18 protein-coding genes are annotated in these 23,082 nt (G+C 63.1%); 11 read left to right on the forward strand and 7 right to left on the reverse strand.

Annotation, left to right across the window (positions count from 1 at the left end):
• The first annotated feature begins 147 nt into the window (after positions 1-147).
• From E4P24_RS17280 to E4P24_RS17310, 7 genes are all read left to right on the forward strand, one after another.
• Complete coding sequence (locus tag E4P24_RS17280) at positions 148-1,359, forward strand: Tm-1-like ATP-binding domain-containing protein (RefSeq protein ID WP_188148934.1); 1,212 nt, start codon at positions 148-150, stop codon at positions 1,357-1,359.
• Between the two features lie 207 nt (positions 1,360-1,566).
• Positions 1,567-2,997, forward strand: coding sequence for a substrate-binding protein (locus E4P24_RS17285; protein WP_115803351.1), 1,431 nt, complete (start codon positions 1,567-1,569; stop codon positions 2,995-2,997).
• A gap of 282 nt (positions 2,998-3,279) precedes the next feature.
• A complete protein-coding gene (locus E4P24_RS17290) occupies positions 3,280-4,221 on the forward strand; it encodes a branched-chain amino acid ABC transporter permease (RefSeq protein ID WP_004041317.1) in 942 nt (313 codons plus the stop codon).
• Positions 4,218-5,372: a branched-chain amino acid ABC transporter permease gene (locus E4P24_RS17295; protein ID WP_188148935.1), complete on the forward strand. Its 1,155-nt coding sequence runs from the start codon at positions 4,218-4,220 to the stop codon at positions 5,370-5,372. Before E4P24_RS17290 ends, E4P24_RS17295 begins: the two co-directional genes overlap by 4 nt.
• Positions 5,372-6,130, forward strand: coding sequence for an ABC transporter ATP-binding protein (locus E4P24_RS17300; RefSeq protein ID WP_006600108.1), 759 nt, complete (start codon positions 5,372-5,374; stop codon positions 6,128-6,130). The genes E4P24_RS17295 and E4P24_RS17300 overlap by 1 nt, the downstream gene beginning before the upstream one ends.
• Positions 6,127-6,870: an ABC transporter ATP-binding protein gene (locus E4P24_RS17305; protein WP_006600107.1), complete on the forward strand. Its 744-nt coding sequence runs from the start codon at positions 6,127-6,129 to the stop codon at positions 6,868-6,870. Before E4P24_RS17300 ends, E4P24_RS17305 begins: the two co-directional genes overlap by 4 nt.
• 190 nt (positions 6,871-7,060) lie before the next feature.
• Positions 7,061-8,320: a PQQ-binding-like beta-propeller repeat protein gene (locus tag E4P24_RS17310; RefSeq protein WP_115803349.1), complete on the forward strand. Its 1,260-nt coding sequence runs from the start codon at positions 7,061-7,063 to the stop codon at positions 8,318-8,320.
• 63 nt (positions 8,321-8,383) lie between these two features.
• On the opposite strand, the gene E4P24_RS17315 is transcribed toward E4P24_RS17310, so the two are convergent.
• From E4P24_RS17315 to E4P24_RS17330, 4 genes are all read right to left on the reverse strand, one after another.
• Positions 8,384-9,217, reverse strand: coding sequence for a phosphoenolpyruvate hydrolase family protein (locus E4P24_RS17315; RefSeq protein WP_004041312.1), 834 nt, complete (start codon positions 9,215-9,217; stop codon positions 8,384-8,386).
• A 120-nt stretch (positions 9,218-9,337) separates the two neighbouring features.
• A complete protein-coding gene (locus E4P24_RS17320; RefSeq protein ID WP_004041311.1) occupies positions 9,338-9,748 on the reverse strand; it encodes a cupin domain-containing protein in 411 nt (136 codons plus the stop codon).
• 928 nt (positions 9,749-10,676) lie between these two features.
• Positions 10,677-11,630: an AEC family transporter gene (locus E4P24_RS17325; protein ID WP_188148936.1), complete on the reverse strand. Its 954-nt coding sequence runs from the start codon at positions 11,628-11,630 to the stop codon at positions 10,677-10,679.
• Between the two features lie 1,486 nt (positions 11,631-13,116).
• Positions 13,117-14,256, reverse strand: a complete 1,140-nt coding sequence (locus E4P24_RS17330) for an ABC transporter ATP-binding protein (protein WP_115803348.1) — start codon at positions 14,254-14,256, stop codon at positions 13,117-13,119.
• Positions 14,257-14,466: 210 nt separating this feature from the next.
• Between E4P24_RS17330 and E4P24_RS17335 the strand changes: the two genes are divergently transcribed.
• The 4 genes from E4P24_RS17335 (at position 14,467) to E4P24_RS17350 (ending at position 18,369) form a co-directional block, all read left to right on the forward strand.
• Positions 14,467-15,846 carry an ABC transporter substrate-binding protein gene (locus E4P24_RS17335; protein ID WP_188148937.1) on the forward strand — a complete coding sequence of 460 codons (1,380 nt, stop codon included), beginning with the start codon at positions 14,467-14,469 and terminating at the stop codon, positions 15,844-15,846.
• A 63-nt stretch (positions 15,847-15,909) separates the two neighbouring features.
• Positions 15,910-16,785, forward strand: a complete 876-nt coding sequence (locus E4P24_RS17340; RefSeq protein WP_188149050.1) for a carbohydrate ABC transporter permease — start codon at positions 15,910-15,912, stop codon at positions 16,783-16,785.
• Positions 16,778-17,653, forward strand: a complete 876-nt coding sequence (locus E4P24_RS17345) for a carbohydrate ABC transporter permease (RefSeq protein ID WP_008572806.1) — start codon at positions 16,778-16,780, stop codon at positions 17,651-17,653. Before E4P24_RS17340 ends, E4P24_RS17345 begins: the two co-directional genes overlap by 8 nt.
• Entirely contained in the window at positions 17,650-18,369 is a 720-nt protein-coding gene (locus tag E4P24_RS17350) for a hypothetical protein (protein ID WP_188148938.1), read from the forward strand. The genes E4P24_RS17345 and E4P24_RS17350 overlap by 4 nt, the downstream gene beginning before the upstream one ends.
• Positions 18,370-18,371: 2 nt before the next feature.
• On the opposite strand, the gene E4P24_RS17355 is transcribed toward E4P24_RS17350, so the two are convergent.
• From E4P24_RS17355 to E4P24_RS17365, 3 genes are all read right to left on the reverse strand, one after another.
• Positions 18,372-19,706 (reverse strand): sialidase family protein, encoded by a 1,335-nt coding sequence (locus E4P24_RS17355; protein ID WP_188148939.1) that lies wholly within the window; start codon positions 19,704-19,706, stop codon positions 18,372-18,374.
• 78 nt (positions 19,707-19,784) lie between these two features.
• Entirely contained in the window at positions 19,785-21,320 is a 1,536-nt protein-coding gene (locus E4P24_RS17360) for an alpha-N-arabinofuranosidase (protein ID WP_188148940.1), read from the reverse strand.
• A 1,446-nt stretch (positions 21,321-22,766) separates the two neighbouring features.
• Positions 22,767-22,973, reverse strand: coding sequence for a hypothetical protein (locus tag E4P24_RS17365; RefSeq protein ID WP_008605919.1), 207 nt, complete (start codon positions 22,971-22,973; stop codon positions 22,767-22,769).
• Between the last annotated feature and the right edge of the window lie 109 nt (positions 22,974-23,082).

The following is a 23,082-nucleotide window of genomic DNA, read 5'->3' on the forward strand; positions in this document are numbered from 1 at the left end:
AATTATTGTCTGTCGTGTTGCTTCAGTTGCACGTATGAACCGCGCACACACACAGTCTGTCGTACCGGCGGCGACGCCAAGGGGCGTCGCGGGTTCGAACCACGGGGGCGGACCGACCGGGCGCGAGCGGCCCGAAGCGGGTGGCCGATGAGCGTCGTCATCGTCGGCACACTCGACACCAAAGGCGAGGAAATCGGGTTCGCCCGCGACGTGCTCGAAGAACAGGGCGTCGAAGTCCATCTCGTCGACGTGGGCGTGCTGGGCGAGCCGGAAATCGAACCGGACACCGACGCCGCGGCCGTCTCCGAGGCGGGCGGGAGCACCCTCGAAACGCTTCGGGAGGCCGGCGACCGGGGCAAGGCCATCGAAATCATGGGCGACGGTGCCGCCGTCGTCGTGTCCCGACTCCACAGCGAGGGCCGACTCGACGGCATCCTCGGGCTGGGCGGCGGGGGGAACACGTCGGTCGCGACGGCCGCGATGCGCGCGCTGCCGATGGGCGTTCCCAAACTGATGCTGTCGACGATGGCGTCGGGCGACACGGAGCCGTACATCGGCTACCACGACATCGCCATGATGTACTCCGTCGCGGACATCGAGGGGCTCAATCAACTCTCGCGGACCGTCATCTCCAACGCGGCGCTCGCGATGGTCGGCATGGTGTCGAACGAACCGGACGTGGAGACCGAGGAGAAGCCCACCATCGGCATCACGATGTTCGGCGTCACCACGCCGTGCGTCCAGAGGGCGCGCGACTGGCTCGAAGCGCGCGGCTACGAGACCATCGTCTTCCACGCGACCGGGACCGGCGGTCGGGCGATGGAGTCGCTCATCGAGGAGGGCGTCATCGACGGCGTCCTCGACGTCACGACGACCGAGTGGGCCGACGAACTGGTCGGCGGCGTCCTCGCGGCGGGGCCCGGCCGACTCGACGCCGCGGCCGAGCGCGGCATCCCGCAGGTCGTCTCGACCGGCGCGCTCGACATGGTCAACTTCGGGCCGAAAGACTCCATCTCAGACGAGTTCGACGGCCGGCAGTTCCACGTCCACAATCCGCAAGTGACGCTGATGCGGACGACGCCCGAGGAGAACGCCGAACTCGGCCGCATCATCGCGGAGAAACTCAACGCCGCGACCGGGCCGACCACGCTCGCGCTCCCGCTCGGCGGCGTCTCGATGCTCGACGCGGAGGGCGAGGCGTTCTACGACCCCGAGGCCGACGACGCGCTGTTCGACGCGCTCCGCGAACACCTCGACGACGACGTCGAAGTCATCGAATCGCCGGCGAACATCAACGACGACGAGTTCGCGCTCACCCTCGCGGAAGCTATCGACCGCCGGATGCGGGCGGCGGCGTGAGACGACCGACGTCGACGTGAGGCCGCCTTCGACGACCCAATAGCTCCACCGAGACGGCCGCGTGTCGCCCCGCGAGCAGCGACGCTCGAAACACCGACCGGCGGAATTTCCCGCTCGCAGTCGGTCGTTCGACCTGTTTTCTACCTGTATAATCACAAAGTTTAACTATACCATGCCACCATGTCACTACCAGCGTTCCGAAGAAACATGACTGATCAACCAGCGCTAACTGACGAATCCAGGCGACGCTATCTGAAAGCAATCGGGACGGCCGGACTCACCGCCGGTCTCGCGGGCTGTTCCGGCGGGGGCGGCGGTAACGGCGGCGGCGGTGACGGCGGCGGAGATTCTGACGGCGAGAACAACGCCGGGGGCGGCGGGGGTGACGACTCCTCCGGCGGCGGCGAAGACTACGAGGCAATCGGGAACTTCCCGCCCGAGGGGAACTCCGTGAGCATCGGTTTCAACGGGCCGACCTCCGGCGCGTTGGGTCCCGACGGCCAAGACCAGGAGAAGGGCTTCGACCTCGCGGTGAAGCACCTGAACGAGGGCGGCGGCCTCGTCGACTACTGGGACCGACTGAGCGGCGACGGCATCATGGGCCACCAGGTCGAGCCGACGAAGGCCGACACCGCCGGCAGCGCCGACACGGCACAGGACAACATCGAGCGGATGATTCAGCGGGACAACATCCAGTTCTGGACGGGCGGGATGTCCAGCACGGTGACGATGGCGATGCAGAACGTCGCCCAGCGGGAGAAGGTCCCGTTCATGGGCGGCAACTCCACGTCCGCCGGCATCTCCGGCGAGAACTGCTCGCGGTACTACTTCCACCCGACGTTCCATGCGGAGATTATCGGGATGGCGATGGGCGAGGCCGCGCCCTCGGTCCTCGGCGAGGACCGCTCGCTGTTCCACATCTACATGGACTACTCCTACGGGCAGTCGAACCGCGACGCCGCCCGGAAGTACCTCACCGAACAGGGGCCGTGGGAGGACGTCGGCGGTGCCGCCATCGCGGAGGGCGAGACCGACCACAGCTCGCAGATTCAGGCGCTCGAAGACTCGGGAGCCGACACGCTGTACTTCTCCAGCTTCGGCAACTTCGCCGCCAGCGGCCTCGCGCAACTGCGAGACGCCGGCCTGACCGACGACATCGACGTCATCATCCCGCACGTCAGCGCGTTCACCCTCGACCCGCTCGGCGCGGACGCCGAAGGCGTCCTCGGCATGGAGCCGTGGAACCCGAACGCCGACAACGAGGCGAGCCAAGCGTTCGTCGAGTCCTACCAGGCGGAGTACGACGAGACGCCGAATCAGAGTTCGCTGCACACCTACGAGTCGATGATGGTGTACGCCGCCGCCGTCGAGGAGGCCGGCACGTTCCACCCGCCGACCGTGGTCCGAACGCTCGAAGACTTCGAGTGGAGCCTCGCGTGGGGCGACTCCGCGTTCCGGACGTGCGACCACCAGGTCGAACGCCCGTGGTACATGGTGCAGGGCGTCGGCGACGAGCGCGCCGAGGAGCTCGGTATCCGAACCGAAATCGTCGAGACGACCGACCCGCTCGTCTACGAGTGCAGCGAGTTCCCGGCGTCCAACTGCGCCATGGGCGACAACGAGTACGGAGACGAGTGACAGCCTGACAGCGCCTCGATACGAATACAACGTACCAACTCCATTTTGGGCAGTCGAGGCTCCCTCCGCGGTCAGTTCACCCGCGTTCGACTGCTCGAACGCCGCTTTTTCTCGGTCGCACGGACCTCGCGTTGACGCCCGGAGACGACCCGCGCCGCACCCGGAGAGCGGGCCGCTGCCGTGTCAAAAGTCAGCGAAACGCAAGATTAACATACTGAAGAATTCATGAATAATCGTGCACACCATGAACTGCTTACTCACAGCTGTACCGAGGTGGCTGCGATGAACGTCGACGGCGTCGTCGGATTCCTCTTCATCGCGCTGAGCGTCGCGTCGCTGTATCTGCTCGTCGCGGTCGGACTGTCTATCGTGTTCGGGTCGCTCAAGTACGTGAACATGGCCCACGGCGTCCTCTACCTGAGCGGCGCGTACATCGGCCTACTCATCGCGTCGAGCGAACAGTACGGCGGGCTGTTGAGCGACTTCGGGCAGGTCGGCCTCGACTGGGGGTTCGTCCCCGCGCTCGTGTTGACGCCGGTGGTTATCTTCGTCGTCGGCGTCGCGATGGAGCGCTGGATTGCGAAACCGTTCTACGAACGAGAACTCCTCGACCAACTGCTCGTCACGTTCGGCATCCTCATCGCCGCCCAAGAGCTGGTCGCCATCCTCTTCGGCCGAACGGGGACCATCTACCCGCGCCCGGAGTGGCTCACGGGCGCGATATCCCTTCCCGTCATCGGAACGCCGCCGGGGATGAGCGCGGCTTCGACGATACGCGTCCTCGTCGTCGCGCTCACGCTGTTGCTCGTCGCCGGTATCTTCGCGTTCTTCAAGTACACCGATTACGGCCTCGCCGTCCGGGCGGGGACCGAAGACTCCGAGATGACGCAGATGCTCGGCATCCGTATCGGGCGGCCGTTCCTCCTGATATTCGCCGTCGGAGCCGCGTACGCCGGGCTCGCGGGCGTTCTCGGCGGGTCGCTTTTCAACGTGACCTCCGAAATCGGCATGGAGATAATCATCCCGTCGCTGGTCATCGTCATCATGGGCGGCGTCGGCAGTTTGCGCGGGACCGTCGTCGGCGCGCTCCTCGCCGGGCTCACCTTCGCGGTGGCGACGGAACTCGAACCGAGCATGACGCAGGCCAGCATCTACCTGCTCGCCATCGTGGTGCTGACGATTAGGCCGAGCGGTATCTTCCCCTCGGCGGAGATCGGACAATGAGCACGGACAACATCCACAAGACCGTAGCCGAAGCATCGTCGTTGATTAGCTGGGACACCTGGGACCGAATCAAACACACCGAGTCGTTCGTCCTCCTATCGTCGGTGCTTTTCGTCCTCCTGTTCTCGTACGCATTCGGCCGCGCGCCGGTCGTCTCGGACGTCTTCCAGGGCTATCACGGGCTGGCGATTACCATCCTCATCTGGTCGATATTCGCGCTCGGATTCAACCTCCTTTTAGGACAGACCGGCCTCCTCTCGTTCGGCCACGCCATGTTCTTCGGGACCGCGAGCTACGCCGCGGCGCTGTTTGCGATTCACGTGTACAACGACCCGCTGGCGGTCATCGTCGTCGGGACGCTGGCCGCGGTCGCCCTCGGGGCGGTCGCGGCGCTGATTCTCCTGCGCCTCCACACGGTGTACTTCTCCATCGTGGCGCTCGCCATCGGGCAGTTCCTCTACTTCCTCGCCCGCGAGCCGCTCGTGGAAATCACGAAGGGGATAAACGGCCTCGAAGTGCCGCGGTCGGCCGTTCTCGGGGTCTTCGAGCTGGAACACCAGTACGGCGGCCTCCTCGGGGAACTCGTCGTGAACAACCTCTATCTCTTCGTCGGCGTCTTCTTCGTCGCCGTCGTCGCCTCCATCACGCGCATCCGCAAGTCGCCCTACGGGCTCATCTTCAAGGCGATTCGCGAGAACGAGACGCGGACGGCGTTCGTCGGTCTCGACGTCTGGCGCTACAAGTTCGCGGCGTTTCTCCTCTCTGCGGCCATCGTCGGCCTCGCCGGCGGACTGATGGCCGTCAACACCCAGTTCGCGGGCGTCGAGCGCCTCTACTGGTCCGTCAGCGGCGACGTGGTCGTCATGACCGTCCTCGGCGGCCTCGGGACGCTCGCCGGCCCGGTCATCGGGACGTTCGTGTTCTTCTACTTCAAGGGCATCGTCAACGGCTTCCCGACGCTCGGCAACTACTGGCTGCTCCTGCTGTCGCTTTCCTTTACCACGGTCGTGTGGGTCTACCGCGACGGCATCTGGGGGATGATTACCGCGCTCACCGGCGCGCTCCGCGACCCCCGAGAGCTGGTCGCCGCGATCACGGCCCGAGTCACGGGCGGCGACTCGACCGGCGACGCCCCGGGAGGTGAGGACTGATGGCGCTGCTCGAAACCCGCGGACTCACCAAGGAGTTCGGCGGGCTCACGGCGCTCGACGACGTCGACATCGACGTCGAAGAAGGCGAACTCGTCTCGCTCATCGGCCCCAACGGAGCGGGTAAATCCACGCTCATCAACACGATTACCGGACGCCTGCACCCGACCGAGGGCCAAGTGTCCTACGCCGGCACCGAGCTCGTCGGGATGAAACCGTTCGAAATCGCACAGCTCGGGGTCGGCCGGTCGTTCCAGACCGCGTCGATTCTCCCCGAACTCACGGTACGCGAGAACGTGCAAGTCGCGTCGTTCGCGGCCGAACACGGCTCCTTTCGGGTCAACTTCTTCCGCCGACGGGACTCCTTCGACGAGGTCCAATCGCGAACGAACGACATCCTCGACACCATCGGCCTCGACTCGAAGGCCCGGATGGAAGCCGGCTCGCTCCCGTACGGCGACAAGCGGCGCTTGGAGGTCGCCATCGGGCTGGCGACCGACCCCGACCTGCTGTTCATGGACGAGCCGACCGCCGGCATGTCCCCGACGGAGACGCAGATGACGGTGAACCTCATCCACGACCTGCTGGCCGACTGGGGGATGACCATCTTCCTCGTCGAACACGACATGGACATCGTCTTCGACGTGTCCGACCGCATCTTCACGCTCCACCAAGGACGGCTCATCGCGCAGGGGACTCCCGAGGAGATTCGGGAGAATCCGGCCGTCCGCGAGGCCTACCTCGGAGGTGGGGAGCAATGAGCCTGCTCGAACTGGACGGCGTGCACGCCTACTACGGGCCGAGCCACATTCTCCGCGGCGTCTCGCTTGATATCGACGAGGGCGAGGTCGTCACGCTCCTCGGCCGCAACGGCGCGGGGAAGACGACGACGGTCCGCAGCATCGCCGGGACCGAACCGCCGGCGATTCGGTCAGGGTCGATTCGGTTCGACGGCGACGACATCACGGACTGGCCGGCCGACAACATCGCCATGGGCGGCATCGGCGTCGTCCCCGAGGGGCGGCGGCTGTTCACCGAACTGACGGTCGAGGAGAACCTCGAAATGTCGAAAATCACCCGCGGTTGGTGGAACACCATCCGCCGGGGCGGCCTCGGCGGCGGCGAGAGCACGATGTCGATAGACGAGTTGTACGACCTGTTCCCGCGACTCGACGAGCGTCGCACCCAACAGGCGGGGACGCTCTCGGGCGGCGAACAGCAGATGCTCTCCATCGCGCGGACGCTCAGGCTGCCGAACCTGAAACTGCTGTTGCTGGACGAGCCGACCGAGGGACTGGCCCCGCAAATCGTCAAGGCGGTGGGCGACTCCATCACGGAGATTGCCGACCAAGGGCTGACGGTGCTTCTCATCGAGCAGAACGTCCGCGAGGCGCTCCGCATCGCGGACCGCGGCTACGTGCTCGACCAGGGCGACATCGTCTACGGAGGCACCGTGGACGAACTCGAATCCGAAGACCTCGACGAGTACCTCGTCGTCTGACCGCGCCGGCCTCGCGCTCCTCGGCGCGACCGACCGCGCTCCGTTCTATCCCACCTCGATTCCGTTTCGGTCCGTTCTCGTTCCGACTCCTACCTCGGCGCTCAGTCTCGAATTTCGAAGTCGGAACCCAACCCGCAGCCGCCATCAATCAGTCGACAATATTATTTTGTGACACTCGAACACACGGGACATGAAACGGACCAATCGACGACGGTTTCTCGCCGCGTTCTCCTCGTCGGCGTTCGCGTTCACCGCGGGATGTCAACGCCCGGTGGCGTCCGCGTCCGAGCGCCACCCCGTGTCCGAGCCCGTCACCTCGTGGCCGACGTTCCGCGGAGGGCGCTACAACACCGGCTACATCGGCGACGTGTCACCCCTCGATTCGGAGCCCTCGGTAGAGTGGACGTTCGAGGCGGGCGACGCGTTCTGGGGGAGCCCAATCGTCGCCGACGGCACCGTCTACATCGGGAGCGCTGACAGCGCGCTGTACGCGCTCGACGCCGAGACCGGCGAGGAGCGCTGGTCGTTCGAGGCCGGACACCGAATCGAGGGAACGCCGGCCTACGCCGACGGCGTCGTCTACGTCGGGTCGTACGACAAACATCTGTACGCGCTCGACGCCGAGACCGGCGAGGAGCGCTGGTCCCGTGGGTTCGGCGGCCTGATTCGGGGGAGCCCGACGGTCTGGGACGGCACGGTCTACACCGGCGTCGGGTGTCACAACCTCGCGTGCGCGTGGTACGCCGAGGAGGCCAACGTCTCGGAGACCGGCTGGGTGTACGCCCTCGACGCCGAGACGGGGGAGACAGAGTGGCGGTACGAAGTCGGTGACGAGGTCGTCAGCACGCCGGCCGTTACGAACAACCGCGTGTACGTCGGCACCTCCGACGAGGCACTGTACGCGCTGTCGCGGTCGACCGGCGAGGTCGAGTGGACCTACGAGACCCGCGACATGATATGGTCGAGCCCGGCGGTCGCCTACGGCTCCGTCTACTTCACCGACTGGAACGGGAACGTCCACGCCGCCGACGCGGCGACGGGCGAACAGGAGTGGCTCGCGGACACGGCGGGCCGATACATCTCGGGGTCAGTCGCCGTCGGCGAGGAGGCCGTCTACGTCGGTCACACGCCGTACAACACCCTCGACGACCCGACGACCAACCACGCGAAGGTGTTCCGCTTCGACCGCGAGAGCGGCGCTGAGAACTGGAGTTTCGAGACGCCCGCGCTGGAGGTCGGAAGCAGTCCCGTCCTGACTGAAGACGTGCTCTACGTCGGAACGCACCGGCAGTCAGACGGCGACGGCGTCGGCGTCCACGCCATCACGACGGACGGGCAAGAAGAGTGGTTCATGGAAATCGACGGGCGCGGCGTCGGGTCGAGTCCGGCGCTCGTCGACGGGCGACTGTACTTCGGCGGGACGGACGCGAAGGTGTACGCAGTCGAGTAGCTTGACGGCGCGGGACAGCCCTCACGACGGCCCGTATTCGGTAGCTGTGGCTTGGAGACCCCTCTAGAACTCGATTTCCTTGAACTCGCGCGCCTGATTCTCGATGGCCTCCTCGGTGGCGAGGCGCTCGATGCTCGACGCGCCGAAGAAGCCGACGACGCCCTCGGTGTTGTTGAGGACGTACGCCGCGTCGTCGGGCCACGCGATGGGGCCGCCGTGGCAGATGACGTGTACGTCGTCGCGGACCGCCTTGGCGGCGTCGTGGTGCGCCTGCACGCGCTCGGCCGCGTCGTCGAGGTCGAGCGCCGTCTCCGCGCCGATGTCGCCCGAAGTCGTCAGCCCCATGTGCGAGACGATGACGTCCGCGCCGGCCTCGGTCATCGCCGCGGCCTGTTCTTCGGTGAAGACGTACGGACACGTCAGCATCCCCTGCTCGCTCGCCTCGCGAATCATCTCGACTTCCTTATCGTAGCCCATCCCGGTCTCTTCGAGGTTCTTCCGGTAGCTGCTGTCCTCGTCGATGAGTCCGACCGTCGGGAAGTTTTGGACGCCCGAGAACCCGCGGCGACGCAGGTCTTCGATGAACACGCTCATGTCGCGGAAGGGGTCGGTGCCGTTGACGCCGGCGAGCACCGGCGTGTCCTCGACGACCGGAATGACCTCGTGACCCATCTCGACCACGATTTCGTTGGCGTCGCCGTACGGCAGGAGGCCGGCGAGGGAGCCGCGACCGTTCATCCGGTAGCGTCCCGAGTTGTAGATGATGAGGAGGTCGACGCCGCCGCGCTCCGCGAACTTGGCGGAGATGCCGGTACCGGCACCGGCACCGATGACCGGGTCACCGGCTTCAATCGTGGCTTCGATACGGTCGAGTGATTCAGCACGTGTATACTTCATCCGGGTTGACAGGCCATCGCGTGCGACTTTAATATTTCGGAAGAATCGACCGGCAGCCGAATGTCCGGCGAGCGACCCGGCCGCGACGAAGTTCGGTACGAGGGCGCTCGACCGCGCGAATCAGTTGCCCGGGAACTCGCCGGGCGGGAAGACCGTCGCGTCGTCGTCCGCGCGGATTTCGGCTTCCGGGCCGGGCGGGCAGTAGACCGCGAGGAACCGAAGCGGCTCCCACGAGGTGTTGATAGTGCTGTGTTCGACGCCGCTCGGGATGTGAACCATGTCGCCCGCGCCGACCGTCCGGGTCTCGTCTTCGATGGTCTGTTCGCCCTCGCCGCCGAGGAAGTACAGTATCTCCTCGCTGTCGGGATGGGTGTGTCGCTCGTGGCCCTTCCCGGGTTCGAGCAACACGACGCCGGCGCTGAACCCCTCGGAGCCGGTGACCTCGGGGGCGTTCATCCACTTCAGCGTGCCCCAGTCTAATCGAATCGTCTCCACGTCGTCCGGCTGGACGAACCGCTTTTCGGATACCATGACGTGTTGAGTCAAACAGTATCAATTATTAAATATTTTGGTGGGCCGAACGCGCTTGCCGGACCCGCAGAGCGGCCGTGGCCGAGCCGCGGTTTTCGAGAGGGAAACAGTGGCTCGGAGCAGCAGGTCGTGGATTTTTGCCACTGAACCGATGGAAGAGCGGTTCAAACCCCGGTTCGTCCCCAGTCGACCAGTCGGCACTCGCGTCGGCGGCTGCTCCGTTCTCGTGTTGTAAATTATTAATACAGAGGTACATTCGAGGGCGACGCGAGCGCGAATCAGTCGGTGACTGACAGAGAAACGCCGCCGAAGCGAGGGTACCGTGCCGACATCGGCGGACTGTCCCGCCTCGTCGACCCGAACGATTTTCGCCTCGCGCGGCAGATGCGGATTCCGACCGCCACGAACAGCGTCGCTCGCGTGTCGAACGCGAGTCGCGTGAGGGGTCGAGGGCGACTCCTCGAACACGGATTTTCATATCGAAAATGAGGTGAGCAGGCGCGCGGGTTGCTCGGCGTCGTGTCAGTACTCGCCCGCACCTTCGGTCGGCATTACTGACGTACGTTCGTCACACAACCATTACAAGCATATGTCTGTAATTACTACACCGTTACCAAGCGTTTACGAGACGAGGAGGGGTCAGTCGTGGTCGCCAGTCGAGTTCCGTTCTGTGCGTCCGCCGCGCGTGAGCGCTGAGCGATGTCGTGACGGTGGTACGCCGGCAGTACTCCGAATACCCGCAAGACGTGGCGACCGCTTGGGCCCACCCCGTTTACGAGAACACAACCAGCACCGACTCCGCGTCGGGTGACGAGACGCGTATCCGAGAGTGCACGAGATGCAAGCAGCGCACCACAGAGGACGTTTTCGAGACGTGAATCGGCGCGGTCCGACGGCGACGGCCCGAATACGGCCGTCGCGAGTCGGTTCAGAACAGCGCACCGGCTTGGAGGACCGCCACGAGGACGGTCAGGACGCCGACGCTGGCGACGGTGGTGGTGAAGATGGTCGTACTGAGGTACTCGGGTGCAGTGATGCCGTCGACCGTCGTCTCGTCGGCGTACTCGATGGTGAGCGCCAGCGGGATGACCGCGGCGGGCGTGGCGCATTCGAGGACGAACACCTTTGCGACTGTCGGGTCACCGAAGCCCAACGCGAGCGCGAGGCCGAACCCGACGAGCGGCGCGACGACGAGCTTCAGCGCCGACGGGGCGACCGACCGCGATATCGCGGACACGTCGGTCTCGGCCAGTTGGATGCCGAGGATGAGCAACATCACCGGAATCGACGCGTCGCCGACGAGGCCGACGGTCTCCATGAGCGCCGCGTCGGCCGGCGGGACGACCCCGAGCGCGCGGGCGATGACGCCGGCGACGATGGCGTACAGCAGCGGGAGACGGAATATCTCGGTGACGGCGTCGAGTGCGCCCGCGTCGGAGCCGTTGGACGCGATGTAGACGCCGAGCGTGTAGACCACGACGTTCTGGATGGTGAGGTAGATAACGGCGGTCGTCCGTCCGACCTCGCCGAAGGCGAATCCGGAAAGCGGGATGCCGACGAAGCCCGAGTTCGGGAACGCCGCCGCCAGCATGAGCGCGCCGAGGAGCGGGCCCGATTCGCCCGCGAGTCGGCCGACGCCCCACGCGATGACGATCATGAGAAGGGAGTAGCCGACGACGCCGAGGCCGAGTTTGAGGACCTCCCCGCCGCCGAGGGTCGTCGTGGCGATGCTGTGGAACGCCAACGCCGGGATGAGCACGTACAGCCCGAGCGTGTTTATCGGTTCGACATCGATGTCCGTCGTTCGCGCCAGGAGATAGCCGACGACGGCGACGCCGAGTATCGGGAGAATCGCGTTCGTGAACGCCCCCGTCAACGACATGGTCGGTCTCCCGGGGAAAGTCGCTTCGGCGGTCGAACGGGTTCAACTGAGACTCTACGCTGTCGCTGTGGGCCCATGTCAGTCCAATATCGCTTCTGGTATAAATAGTATCGGAGACGGTTACGTGCGGGTCAAAACCCGTTGCCGACGAGAGTGACCGCCATAGCGATGCACCCGGTCTTTCCCCTTCGGAAACCTCGTGGCCATGCATGTATTATGCAATGATACTATCGGAAAATCAAAGGACAGAGAGAAACGACAGCCCACAATCCTGATTTTCTCAAAGATTATCCATGAGAGCGTACTGAAAGGAGTATCGCAGGTCCATAGCTACCACAGAACAACCAGTATTTTAAATTATTCAAATAATACACAGTATTCGCAACATTTGGATTTCTTCACAGACCAGTGCTATTTCAGTAGAGTCGCAATATAAAGTACCGAAACCTGTTCGGGAACGACACCGCGATTCGCTGAGCGGGGGATGCGACCATGACCATGGCAGGACGACTATCGGCTTCACCTCCGGTCGAGTGGAGGCGTACGCGGCAAACGTCGTCGAGAGCGGAGTTGTGAGTCGTGAGGCCATTACGGGAACTACGACAGTTCGACGACACGCTCTCCCGGTTCGTATCCGAAGTTTGACCGACGTCGACCCCGCGGCCTGCGTAGCCACCTCTCACTCCACGTCGACTCGCAACCGGACCACTCCTTCGGGGGGTACGTCCGGTGGGACGCTCGTCGGACGGTGGCGGACCGGTATGGATACGGAAGTATATTCCGAATTAGAGAACAGCTTCGAGAGATAGGACTTTCAGCCTTCTATGGCCTCTTCAGTGCCAACCGAGAGGGCAAAGATGAATTAGATTACAACGTTATGAGTGTAATGAGATTGCGCTGAACGGACTTACTGATGACCGAGAGGAGAAACACAGCGTGAGTATGGAAACTACTTTCTGAGAGTAAGAACACTGTGGAGACTGTGCTCATCGGCGTACCGCTCGATGGTCAGGAGTCGAACCGACGGAGACAGTCGGCCGTAATACGACCACCGGTCTCGTGCCACCCACCGGAGAAAGGGAGTGTGTATAGTCGTTCTTACACTATCTTCGGTTTCGTGTCTATGCACGTACAGTGTAGCCATCGTTCACCGGAGTAACCGACGGCTTCTACTAGTTCGTTGCAGGCGGTCCCGCCGGGTCAGTCCGGGCGGAGTCTATTCTGTATTTCAGAATGCAGTTGTTCGTCCCAAGACTACGGGGCGGGCATGGGCGGTTCAGTCATCCACGGGTTGTATCGGCGGCGATTCGGGAGGCGTCGATAGCGTCGCCGCACCTCGCCGGAGACGAACCGCAGTGCCGACTACGGCCTTCACCGACGAATCGAACCGACGCGTCGCTCGCGTCTCCCCTCCGATAAAACTAGCTCCAAGTATCAGCCGTGGCTCTCCGACAAACCGGGTTCGTTGCGTTTCACAGGGCCGCTATCAGGTGTTCTGCCCAGCCGTCGCCTCTAACGGTGGTTCTTCTTGTGCGAGAATGTTGATGCCGTCAGACTGCCGAAAGAGATGCAACCGCTCCTCGTCGAAGGCGAGCGACAGCTCTTGGTTCGTGTCGGGTTTGACATCGCCAGGCACGCGGACCCAGCACTCCTCGCCCTCGATGTCGAAGTGGAGGTAGTTGTCCGACCCCACCGGCTCGCGGACGTCGAGGAACGCTCGAACCGCGTTGGGCTCGTCGCTGTCTGTGAGGGTGATGTTCTCGGGCCGAATGCCGAGCACGAACTCGTCTACGCCATCGGCGTACTGCTTGATATGTTCGAGAACTCGCTCGGAGAGGTCGTAACTGAAGCCGTCGGCGACCAGCGACGTGCCCGACAGTCGTACCTCGAACTGGTTCATCGGCGGGTTCCCGACGAAGTCGCCCACGAACAGGTTCCGAGGTTCGTTGTATATCTCCTCCGGCGTCCCTATCTGCTGGAGTTCGCCGCCGTCGACAACAGCGATGCGGTCGGACATCGTCATCGCCTCCTCTTGGTCGTGAGTGACGTACACCGTCGTCGTCCCGAGCGTGTCTTGGAGCTGCTGGAGTTCCGTCCGCATGTGCAGCCTGAGCTTGGCGTCGAGGTTCGACAGCGGCTCGTCGAACAGGAAGACGGACGGCTCGCGCACGATGGCGCGGCCCGTGGCGATACGCTGTTGCTGTCCTCCAGAGAGGTTTCCAGGATGCTTGTCGAGCTGGTCCGTAACACCCATCATCTCCGCCGCGTCCATCACCCGCTGGTTTATCTCGTCTTCGGGGAGGTCGGTCGTCAACTGCAACCCGTAACTCATGTTCTTGCGCGCGGTCATGTGCGGGTACAACGCGTAGTTCTGAAACACCATCGCGACGTCCCGGTCCTGCGGCTGGACGCCGTTGACGACCCGGTCCCCGATACGTATCGTCCCTTCTGTGATATCTTCCAGACCCGCAATCATACGGAGCAACGTCGACTTGCCCGACCCCGAGGGACCGACGATAGTCAGAAACTCACCGTCCGCTATCTCGAAGCTGATGTCGTCGACGGCGACAATATCCGAGTCGCCACCGTAGACTTTTCGCACGTTTTCGATGCTAACAGTACTCATTGTTCGTGGGTTGCCAAGAGAACTAATAATAGTTGTGGTTACCTCCGCTCGAAGTCGCGTCATTCGGGGACGCGAGCGCAGTCTGGACGGCGCTCGCTCTCCGCGCCGCCACGACAGACAGGCGAGCGAGTAGTGCGTCGGATTTCATCTACCGGCAGAATTAGTCACGGAAAATAGTTTAATCCATACCCCTACATATACACATGACACATGGTTCGAGAAGCTATCACTAGCAGTACCCGTCGGAGGTTTATCAAATCTGCCGGAGTCGCGGGGACCGTTGCACTCGCGGGCTGCGCCGGTAACAGCGACAACAGCGGAGACGGCGGAAGTAGCGGCGGTGACGGCGACAGCAGTGACGGCGGTAGTTCCGGCGACACCCGGAGCGAGTCCTACGAGCTCACCTTCTGGGAACTGTTCAGCGGTGGCGAAGGGCCGATTATGGAGAGCATCGTCAACAAGTTCAACGAGGAACAGCCGCTCGACACGGACGCGGAGGTGACGATTAATCGACAACGGACGCCGTGGAACGAGTACTACAACAAGCTGTTCACCGCCCTCTCCGGCGGCGAAGCGCCTGACATGGCAATCATGCACGCCGCGTATCTCCGAGCGTGGGACGGCGGTATCGATGCAATCGGGTCCTACGCCGACACGGCGTCGATTAAGGGCGATTACACCGAAAGCCACTGGGACCTCGTCACCGTCAACGACAACGTGAACGCGCTACCCATGGACATGCATCCCATCGGCGTGTACTACAACAAGGACCTGTTCGAGCAGGCCGGCTTAGACCCCGAGAGCCCGCCGACGAACTGGGAGGAATTCCGCCAGGCGGGTGACGCGGTCGTCCAAAACACCGACGCCCACGCGTTCACGCAGTCGCCGTACAACGACGGCTTCGGGTCGTTCCGTACGTGGAGTTCCTGGGTCAAACAACAGGGCGGGAGTCTCTACGACGACGAGTGGAACCCGACGTTCGACAGCGAGGCCGGGATGAACATCGCCCAACTCTTCTCCGACATGACCGGCGACATGGGATGGGCCCCCGCCACGAGCGAGGACACCTGGGGGAACAACGCCTTCCAGAACGGGACGTGCGCGATGGCGATGAACGGGACGTGGTACGTCGCCGCCCTGTCCGGCGTTGACGACCTCAACTGGGGCTTCTTCGAGCCGACCGTCGGCCCGAACAAACAGCAGGATACGGTCTGGGCCGACGGCCACTCCATCGTCCTCCCGAAGAAGGAGGGCCGGAGTGACGCCAAGTCTGAGATCGCCGCCGAGGTCGCCCACTGGATGACCACGCAGAACCCCTCGTGGGGTGCCGAAGCCGGTCACCTGCCCGCCGCGAACAGCATCTACGAGTCCGACACGTTCCAGAACAGTCCGTACTACGATAAGACGCTCAACAAGTACGTCGAGATGGCCGAAGACGGCGATTACTTCTACCACCCGAAGGTTCCGAACGGCGACCCGAACGCGCAGAACTGGTACACGTGGCTCGTCGACATCTGGGCGCAGAACTCCGAGCCGCAGGCAGCTATCGATTCCGGAATCCAGACGGTCTCGAACGGTATCTCGGAGTAATCGAAGATGGGGATAACAGAACGCATCATGGGAGGTGAGACCGCAGCGAACAGCAAGACCGTGATGGGTCTGCGTAAAGAGACCATCGAGGGCATCGTCTGGTCGCTTCCGTACCTCGCCGTGTTCACGGTGTTCCTCATCTGGCCGGCCCTGAAGGGGCTCTACATGAGCCTCCACACGTACCCGAACAAGTTCGACCTCACCGAGACGGAGTGGGTCGGCCTCCAGAACTACGTGGAACTGTTTCAGGACCCCGTGTTTTACAACGCGATGGAGGGAACGCTCCTCTTCGTCGCTATCTCGGTTCCGGCGCTGGTCATCCTCGGCTTGGTAATGGCACTCGGCGTAAACCGAGACGTGGCCGGGAAACGCACCCTTCGGGCCATCTACTTCAGCCCGTACGTCCTCACCGTCGCGGTCGTGACGCTGGTGTGGGGACAGGTGTACTCCCAGAGCTACGGCCTGATAAACTACTACCTCGGCTTCTTCATCGACAACCCGCCGGGGTGGCTCACGTCGCCGGACCTCGTCATGGCGGCGCTCGCGTTCATGACCGTCTGGTGGCTGGTCGGGTTCAACTTCGTCATCTTCCTGGCGGCCCGACAGAGCATCCCCGAACGGCTGTACGAGGCCGCTCGGCTCGACGGTGCGACCGGCTGGCGAGCCTTCAGGGATATCACGCTGCCCCAGATGCGAAACTCGGTCGTGTTCGTAGTGATGGTGCAGTTCATCCTCCAGTTCCAGGTGTTCGCACAGCCGTACGTGATGACGCAGGGCGGCCCGAAGGACACCTCGGACACGCTCGTCTACTATCTCTACCGGAGCGCCTTCTCCCAACAGCAGTTCGGCTACGGCGCGGCGATGGGGTACGTGCTGGTCGCCATCCTCATCATCATCGCAATCGTGAACTTCAAAGTAATCGGTGATTCAAATGACTGAAACGACATCGCAGGACTCGATACGGGCACGGCTCGACGGCGACACGGTTCGGAACGTGTTGCTCCACGCGTTCCTCTACGGTCTCGCCGTTCTCATGGCGGTCCCGTACCTGTACACGCTCTCTCGGTCCTTCCAGCCGACCGAGCTGTTGCGCGACCCGCGACCGTACTGGATACCGCCGCTCGCGGGCGAGCCGATAACGCTCGAACACTACCAGTACCTCCTGAACAACACGCTCGTCGTCGAGTGGACCATCAACACGTTCATCATCGCCGCCGGAGCGACGCTGCTCATCGTCGTCATCGACTCGATGATCGCCTTTTCGCTCACGCGGCTCGACTGGCCCGGTCAAGGGCTGGTCATGGGGGTTATCCTCGCGAGCTTCATGGTCCCGTACTACATGAACATCGTCCCGCTGTACCAAATCGTCTCGGACCTCGGCCTCATCAACTCCTACTGGGGTGTGATACTGCCGGCCGTGGCCAGCCCGCTCGGCGTGTTCCTCCTCTACCAGTTCTTCAAGGACATCCCGGCCGAGTACGAGGAGGCGGCGAGGCTCGACGGGTTCACCACCTTCCAGGTGTACACCCGAATCATCCTCCCGCTCGCGAAGCCGATTCTCTCGGCGCTGGCGCTGTTCATGTTCGTCTACAACTGGAACGCGTTCCTCTGGCCCCTCCTCGTGCTGTCGAACGAGACGGCGTACACGCTTCCCATCGGACTGGTGAACCTCTATCAGGGGAACATCGACACGCCGGGACTCCACATGGCGGTCGCGATTCTGGGGTCCTTGCCGCTGTTCATCATCTACCTCATCTTCCAGGGACAGATCGTGCGAGCAGTGCAGATGCAGGGCGCGACGGGATGAGCGAGTCAGCGGACGGGACCGTCGGCGTCCACCGCGCGCTCGTCGCCGCGGTTCGAACGGTGTTCCATCACCCCGTTCGGATGGTCGCTATCAGCGTCGCGTGGGTGCTCGCATCGGTCCCGCTGGTCACAATCGGGCCGGCGACGTTGGGCGTCTACGGCGCCGTCGCTTCCGTCCGCGAACATGGCCACGTCGACCGCGACGCCGTCAGAGAGACGCTTTCGGACCACTGGCTCGACGCGCTCCTGTTCAGCGGACTCCTGGTCGCGTTCCCGGCGCTCGCCGTCTTCTATCTCGGCCGGTTCTCCGCCTCCGGGTCGGCGTTCGCGGGCCTCCTCGGGATGGTCGGGTTCTATCTCGCGTATCACGCGTGGGTCGTCTTCGCGCTGGGCTTCGTCGCGCTCGCGCAGGGCGACGACGCGTTCGACGCCGTCACCGACGGCTACCGGTGGTCCGTCGAGCGGCCGGTGGCGACGGTGCTGGTCGGCGTCGTGACCGCGACGCTGTTCGTCGTATGTCTGGTCTTGACGGTCGCACTCCCGCTCGTGTTTCCCGCGCTCGCGGCCGCGTTCCACACGGAACTGGCCGCCCAAACGCGCGACCGAAAAGAGGATGCGGCCGACGCGGCCGACACAGCCGACGCGACCGCGCCGACCGACCGTCCAGTCTCCGGTGAGAGTCCGAAAAACGAGTTCTCCGCGACGTTTCGACGGTGACGCTACGTCCCGTCGTCGAGGGGTAGCGACTGGACGCCGTAACTGATTTCACAGAGATTCGGGCCGTCCGCGACCGACGTGAGTTGCAGTAGTTCGTCCCCGTGGCGCGAGGGCAGCAGCGGTGTCGTCCACCCGACGAACGCCCGACCGCCGAGGTCGCCCTCCGTCTCGAACGACAGCGGGGCGTCGACCGCCTCCCAGTCGCCGCTTCCGTCGAGGTTCGAGTTCGCGAGCACGACCTCGCCGTTCCCCTCCGCGAGGTCGCGGTTCCCGTCGACGAGCTGTTTTCCGGACACGAGTATCGTTCCGTCTTTGCCGCCGGCCCGTGTCCACGTCACGTACGGGCCGTTGATGAACCGCCGACCGTCGGCCGTCGAGACGAGGGTCCCCACGTCCGTCGGGTCGCCCCACTCCCGCCCGTCGGGCGAGGTCTTGACGTGGACCTCGCCGTACAGGTAGTCCGGCCCGATGACCTCGTAGCTCATCACGTACGTGCCGTTGGGGAGCGGGGTGACGGTGGGCATCCCCGGGCGCGTCGTCTCGTCCGGGATGGCCGCGACGAACTGCTCGTCGCCCCACGACTGGCCGCCGTCCTCCGAGGCCTTGTACGCGACCAACTGATTGTAGTCGTCGTCGCTCCCCATCCGCTCGTCGGCGAAGTAACAGACGAGGTTTCCGTCGTCGTCCAGCCCCAACTCCGGCTCCCAGACGGGGCTGTTCCCGTCGTAAGGGACGGCTTTGCCGCCCGTGACGACGGTGCTCACGAACTCCCAGGACTCCCCGCGGTCGGTGCTGGCGTACAGGTCGATGCTCGTCTCACCGAGTTGGCCGACCTCACCTTCGGGGACGTCTTCGGGGTCGTCGAGGATCGGAATGGAGTTCCCGGCGGCGAGGACCGTCCCGGCCGGCCACGGACCGACGGCGTGCGGGAGTTCAAACAGGGTCGGCTGGTATCGAAGCCCCCAGTCCTTCCCGCTCGTGTCGTGAATCTCGGAGAACTTCGACCAAGTCTCTCCCCCGTCGGTGCTTCGGTAGACGGGGAAGTACGGCTTCGACCCGCCGCTCATCGACGGATAGTACTCGAACGTCGCGAGCAACTGCTTCTCGCCGCCTTTCCCCGACCCGCGTTTCAGTCGCGTGACGCGGGGATACAGCGACCCGGGAGCGGGCGCGCCCGACGGGGGCGAGTACAGCGTCCCTTCGACGTCTGTCTGTTCGTCGTCGCGTCCGCGGCCCGCGATAACGCCGGTTGACCCGACTGCTGCGACCCCGGCAGCGCCGACCGCGGCGAGGTACTTCCGGCGGCTATGCTGGCGGCTTGAATTGCGTTCGCTCATGACGCAGCCGCATGTTAACACGGGACTACAATAACTGTACCTCCGCCGTCAGCTCAAAATAGAACGGTGGCGGCGCGGTTACTCGGTCAGCGTCAGACCGACGACGGACGCCGGCGGCGCGTCGAACGTGACCGTGCCGTCGCCCTCGTCGGTGACGTCCAAGACATCGGCTTCGAACGAGTCCGCGTTCTCCTTCGTCGAGTACTCTCGGATGTCGTTGCCTTCGAAGAGAACGGTCGCCGACGACACCGAGTACGCCGACGACCCGACGTCGACGGTGAGCGTCTCCGGTTCGTCGTGGCGGCGGTTCGAGGCCGTGACGAACAGTTCACCGTCGCCCTCAGAGGCCGACGCCGAGACCATCGGTACGTCGTTTTCTTCGCCTTCGATAGTGCGCTGTTCCGTGTCGACGCTCGTTTCGAGCGCCGTCCGGCCGACGTGGTTCTCGTACAGGTCGAAGACGCGATACGTCGGCGTCCGCCACGCGTCCTCTTCGTCGGTCTGGACGAGACACTGCAAGACGTTGACGAGCTGTGCGATGTTCGCCATCGAGACGACGTCGGCCCGCTCGTGGATGAGGTCGAGGACGCCGGCGGTCGTCAGCGCGTCCCGAACCGTGTTCTCCTGCTCCAGTCCGTTGTCGCTCCGCGCCTCCGGATGCCACACGCCCCACTCGTCGACGATGATGCCGATTTCGTCCTCCGGAACGTACTGCGAAATCGTCTCGGCGGCTCGGTCGATGTCCCCGCCGACCTTCTGTGCGCGCGCGAAAATCTTGTAGTACTGCTCGTCGGTGAAGTCGGTGTCACCGCCCGCCTGATAGTAGCGGTGGACGGAGAAGTGGTCCATCAGGTTGAACGGCGACCCCATGCCGAGGAACGAGCCCGGACCGTACTCCATGCCGCCGTTGAGGCTGTCGAAGAAGACCTTGTTCCAGTCGTCCGTGAGGTGTCCGCACGCGATGAACTCCGTCGACTCCTCGTTCATCAGCTTGTCGAAGCCGTTGAAGTAGTTCGCGAACCGGCGGTATTCGTCGGCGTACTCGTCGGGTGCGAACCGGCCGCCACAGCCCCAGTTTTCGTTCCCGATGCCCCAGTACTTCACCCCGTACGGCTCTTCTTGGCCGTTCTCTCGCCGTCTGTTAGCGAGTTCCGTGTCGCCGCCGTAGTTGCAGTATTCGATCCAGTCGAGCGCCTCCTGCGGCGTCGACGACCCGACGTTGACCGCGATGTACGGGTCGGTATCGAGGAGTTGGCAGAGGCGGAGGAACTCGTCCGTCCCGAACTCGTTGGACTCCTCGGGGATGTTTTCGCGCCCCTGGGTCCACCACAGATTCCGCCGTCGGGGACGCTCGTCGCGCGGGCCGACGCCGTCTTCCCAGTGATAGTCGTCGGCGAAACAGCCACCCGGCCAGCGAAGCACCGGCATGTTCAGTCCGCGGAGCAGCGAGACGGTGTCCATTCGGATGCCGTCTTCGGTCTCGACACTGTCGTCGTCACCGACCCAGAGACCGCCGTAGATACAGCGTCCGAGGTGTTCGGCGAAGTGGCCGTAGATGTTCTCCGAGATACGGTCTATCGGCTCGTGACTGCTAACGCGTACTTCACTCTGCATACGTTCTCCCATCAGTACCCGGTTAGATAACTATTGTGCCTTGTTCCCTGCTTACACGAGATGCGCTGTGGAACGGTCCGGATAAGCGATGAACCCGCGTCAAGCGTTGTGAGCGCAAGTCGGTGAGAGACGCGTTCGGTGCAACCGCACCAAGGTTCCCTATTTCAGAACTAGCTAACGTCGTTCCACGCATTACAATTACAAAGGTAAATATGTAATCTCCGTGGCGCCCAAAGTGGATACTCTCCGAAACCGGTCTGCTCGGCCGGTTTCGAGGGACCCGACGTGTTGTTCCAGCATAGTGAATAGCGGCAAATAACCGGGAACCATCGTCGCGGATGGGTAGTTCGACGACAGTCGTCGTTCTCGGAGACATCCAGCGGACTCCTCGTGAAATCTATCCTCACCGAGCGACGAGCCGACGCGAGATACGAGCCGTTCACGGAACGTCGCGGAGACGTTCAGAGGTTGACGCACCGAGAATCCGCAGGGACTCGTCAATGTCGATGGCGCATCCGCGCTCGCGAAAACCGTATCTCAGTCACGCAGCCGTCTCCAGACTGTAACGCGGATGGTTTCTGGAGCGCTGACAGGCGGTTGCGGTCGGGCTTTTGTCCGTGGAGAGCGTTTTGACCGACTCAAGGACGCGACACGCGTACGTTTCAATTCACACATCGGGGAAGGAGCCCCGTGTTTCTGGTATCGAAAACAGCAGACCGGCTGGGGCAAACGGGACGGAGCCGTCATCGTGAACTCAGGTGAGTCAGGCGACCAACTGGTCTGCGACCCGGTCGGTTGCGAGCGCGCACAAGGGTTCGACCTCAGTATAGCGTCGGTGCTGGAACCGGTACGACGTTCCAAAAAATGATGGCAGCGGGTGGTGTGCTGAGCTCGACGTGGAGTGCTGTCAGGTGTTCATGAGCTTCGGTCGGGACAGACCGACTCTGCGCATATCACCACGTCTGTGACATGACTGATACGTTAGTCTCTTGGTCGGTTGCGCTATCGACCATATGGCTTGACGACTGAGTTCGACATTAATTTTTTCGTCTCTGCAAATATTAATATCGGGGCTGAACGCAACTACTCTTCGAGCGATACGACAATCGTCGTGGTAAGGGTTAAGTGACTATCGAATGGTTACACGAAACGCATGCGTTGCCCAAAGTGCAGTCACAGTCTCGCCATCTACGATTCGTTTTACGACATCGCCTTCGTCTGCGACTCGTGTGGGTACGTCCTTCCGCGGGGAGCAGATTGAACAGACAGCCGAACCGATAACCGACCAACCACACCGCTTAGCTGAATCGCGGCCGCGGACCGCAGCGCCGGAAGAGGAGTCACAACGATGTGTGAACACAATCTCGGAGGCTGATTTTGCTGCGTGACTTATTTGCAGCGTCGGTACGGAAAATCAGCCGTTTAATAGAGAAGATGTACGGGTATTCATCTTCTAACGCTATCGAATGTCTTGTTCAAAATCGGAGTGATAACAATAAATCCGATGAAGATTGCAATAATGGAGAAGATGAACTCGACACCAATCGTGACTGGGTCGGCAGTATCGCCAGTGTAGGTGTTGTAGATTGTGAATATGGTCGCAGCAACTACGGCGTTTGGAAGGTAATCGGAGACCAACTTTCGTAACTCCATATCCGAACTCGTCGGTGGATCCCCAAATTCGCATCGGTTAGGACGTAGTTACCAGAGAATAGACACGGGTAGTGTGCACCCGACACTACTCAGCTAATGCACACCAGAT

Source organism: Haloferax sp. AS1, assembly GCF_014530665.1.
Lineage (GTDB): Archaea > Halobacteriota > Halobacteria > Halobacteriales > Haloferacaceae > Haloferax > Haloferax volcanii.